Below are 2,360 nucleotides of genomic sequence, written 5' to 3' on the forward strand. Positions count from 1 at the left end.
TCACATAATTCTACAATACGGTCAACAGAACGTACCCCTCGCATGTTTGCGTAAGTAACCACAGCATACATCATAATTGGGTTATACCCGGTTCTTCCCTTATCTGAACAATTGGCCAGCAGACCAGAAAAATCTAAATCCTCCATCACTTTTTTCAGGGTATAGACTGGATCGTCGTCAGGTAAACTCAATTCGAAGAAACTAAAGTTAATTTTCTGTTGCCCAAACTCAAAAAAGTCGTTATAATAATTAGTTGTTAGCATAGTTACATTATAACATGTAACGGAGAGAAAGATGGTTGTCGTTAGCCATCTTTTTTTCTTTTTATGATAAAAATTTGAGGAGGGTGTGACTTAGTATGAGTCACACCCTCCCACTCTTAGAACTGTCTATTTCCCGACAGTCCCTTTTGTATCAATCAATATTCTAATGTTTTTCCATCAAGTGGAATATCAAGAACAAGTATCCTATACAAATGCACTTTCCTCTTTTGCTTTCCACAAATCTTTTAACACTGTTCCTATGTCTCCCAAAATAGCAATCCCCTTATCTTCAATGAATTCCGGCAAAAACTGATATTCTGAATTTACGGAGATATAATATGCATCTTTCAAACTGTTTGTCAATTCCCAAAACGGTTCCTGTATAAACATCGGTGTCATGCGCCCTACTCCAAGTTCTATCAAAAGGATTTTTCTATCTTTGTTCTTTTGAATGTATTTTGAGATTTTCTCATATTCTTCTTCGTATTTTTTCCCTTGCAGAAAATTCCCATATCCTCTTACCCAAGGAAACATTTCCGCACCACAATGAGGACAGCGAGGAATCAGTTCATCCGGCACCATTGTCCCCTCTCCCATAGCCGCAATCATATCTGCCACAGGTTGTACGGCATCCCATGTTTCGTCCTGACAGCACTGGGAACACTGGAAGAAACGATGATCTCCCTGAATCTCACTGACCTTTTCTTCCGGATAAATCTTTACAAACTGTGTATCCTGATTAGTCGTTAAGATATGAAAATCCTTTTCCCGCAAGATTCTATCCAAATCCAGATATGGCTCTCTGATAGGAGCATTTTGTGTAGTATTTAAAAAGGTTGCCACATATCCCCAGTGTTCATTTCTTGTAGAAAACCGATGCATCATTCCGCTAAAAGCACCTTTGAATCCATACTTATCTGCAAATTTTCCAAAATGCTCACGAAAAGAAGGGGTATCACTATAATAAAAGTCACCACCTCCAGCCGCTGATAAACCGGATGCTCCGCCTACTACGATACACTCTGCCTCCTGCACTCTGCGAGCAAATTCCTGAATCTGTTCCTCATAAGAAAGTGGTTTTTGTTTGCTCAACACTACAGCAGTACCGCCGGATGCATAGGTACTATAGTGTCTGGAATAGTTCATTTGTGTTTTCATTACCAAATTTTCATAACAGCTCATTTTTTTCATTCTCCTATCTCACAACTGTAATATCTTTAACCATCTTACTTAGTCTATCCTTCCCTTTCTGATTTCCTTTAACGCTACCGTAAGATTACCATCCACACCGATGGATTTTTCTTTGATTTCCTCTGGAATGTAAATTTCGCCCTTGTTAAATGTGATATAACTTGCCTGTGGTTCTACTGCTGCAAGCTGCATCAAAGGAGCTTTAATCATCTGATTTCTCCAACCAATGCCAAATTCCAGAATTACCAGCTTCTTTCCATGTAAATTCTGAATAAATTCTTGATAGCGGGCAGCCTTTTCCTTCCAATTTTTTGTTTCTGTAAACGAGGACATCTCACCCCAATTTACTTCCATATCTCCACCGCATTTTGGACATTTCGGCAGTAACTCTTTGGGTACTCTTCCGTTTACTTCCTCTTCTGTCATGGCGAGAACTGCTTTTTGATTAGGATAGACCTCGTCATGACATCTGTTCTTGCACCGCATCTGGGTTAATTTCCCTTCCATTTCAAAAACACGGTCTGCCTCAAAACCTGCCGGCACAAAATGATCCTCCGCATTGGAAGTTACTACGAAATATTCTTTATCCTTTACTAGTGCATAGATGTTTTTCATAATCTCACTCGGCTCATCCTGCATAGCTTTTGCCTTAACAAGTCTACTTACAAACGCCCACTTTTCTTCTACCTTCATTGGCACTGAAAATCCGTGTAAAATACAACGCAGTCCGTATTTTTCTCTGAAATCTCCCATATTTTCCTGAAACCATGCGTCATCTGCAAAAATATTATATCCCTCTGCGATAGACAAACCATTACTGGCTCCAATCAAAATACCATCTGCTCCTTTGATGATTTGGCTTATCTCTTGATATACATTCATCTTCACCACATTTCCTTTCCCGCC

General features: G+C 39.4%; 3 protein-coding genes. All 3 read right to left on the reverse strand.

From position 1 onward, the window contains the following. A partial coding sequence (locus AC058W_RS17315; protein WP_479390421.1) for a transposase occupies positions 1-263 on the reverse strand: 263 nt, incomplete at its 3' end. Positions 264-467: 204 nt separating this feature from the next. Continuing rightward, the gene (locus tag AC058W_RS17320; protein ID WP_242986987.1) at positions 468-1,445 is read right to left on the reverse strand and encodes an SIR2 family NAD-dependent protein deacylase; all 978 of its coding nucleotides are present in this window, start codon (positions 1,443-1,445) and stop codon (positions 468-470) included. 48 nt (positions 1,446-1,493) lie between these two features. Then, a partial coding sequence (locus AC058W_RS17325) for an SIR2 family NAD-dependent protein deacylase (protein WP_479390422.1) occupies positions 1,494-2,360 on the reverse strand: 867 nt, incomplete at its 5' end.

Source organism: Blautia sp. CGZ-1-C1, from assembly GCF_056504575.1.